The organism is Klebsiella sp. 1SOBk5mer, from assembly GCF_046603115.1.
GTDB classification, from domain to species: domain Bacteria; phylum Pseudomonadota; class Gammaproteobacteria; order Enterobacterales; family Enterobacteriaceae; genus Klebsiella; species Klebsiella quasipneumoniae.
Window position 1 is genome coordinate 1 of sequence record NZ_JBKIUU010000032.1, and the last position, 1,007, is coordinate 1,007.

Below are 1,007 nucleotides of genomic sequence, written 5' to 3' on the forward strand. Positions count from 1 at the left end.
TCGTCCATCGCGATCGGGTGGATCAGGGTAACAACCATTTTGATGTTGTCGCCCGGCATTACCATCTCTACGCCTTCCGGCAGTTCGATGGTGCCAGTCACGTCAGTAGTACGGAAGTAGAACTGCGGACGGTAGCCTTTGAAGAACGGAGTATGACGGCCGCCTTCGTCTTTGGACAGAATGTACACTTCAGATTCGAACTTGGTGTGCGGGTTGATGGTGCCCGGCTTAGCCAGTACCTGACCACGTTCGATTTCTTCACGTTTGATACCACGCAGCAGAACACCTACGTTCTCACCAGCACGGCCTTCGTCCAGCAGTTTGCGGAACATTTCAACGCCAGTACAGGTGGTTTTCGCGGTTTCTTTGATACCAACGATTTCAACTTCTTCACCCACTTTGATGATACCGCGCTCTACACGACCGGTAACAACGGTACCACGACCGGAGATGGAGAATACGTCTTCGATCGGCAGCAGGAACGGCTTGTCAATCGCACGCTCTGGTTCCGGGATATAGGTATCCAGGTGGCCAGCCAGTTCGATGATTTTCGCTTCCCACTCTGCGTCGCCTTCCAGCGCTTTCAGAGCAGAACCACGAACGATCGGAGTGTCGTCGCCCGGGAAATCGTACTGAGACAGCAGTTCACGAACTTCCATCTCAACCAGTTCCAGCAGCTCTTCGTCATCAACCATGTCGCATTTGTTCAGGAACACGATGATGTACGGAACGCCTACCTGACGACCCAGCAGGATGTGCTCACGAGTCTGCGGCATCGGGCCGTCAGTCGCAGCAACAACCAGGATCGCGCCGTCCATCTGCGCAGCACCGGTGATCATGTTTTTAACATAGTCGGCGTGGCCCGGGCAGTCTACGTGCGCGTAGTGGCGAGTCGGGGTGTCATATTCAACGTGAGAGGTGTTGATGGTGATACCACGAGCTTTTTCTTCCGGCGCGTTATCGATCTGGTCGAATGCGCGAGCGGAACCACCGTAGGTTTTAGCCAG

The 1,007-nt window shown here is 54.5% G+C and carries 1 protein-coding gene; it reads right to left on the reverse strand.

Going from position 1 to position 1,007, the window contains the following annotated elements:
• Positions 1–1,007, reverse strand: a 1,007-nt coding sequence (gene tuf / locus ACLH1U_RS25160) for an elongation factor Tu (protein WP_052542053.1), incomplete at both ends; no start/stop codon positions are given.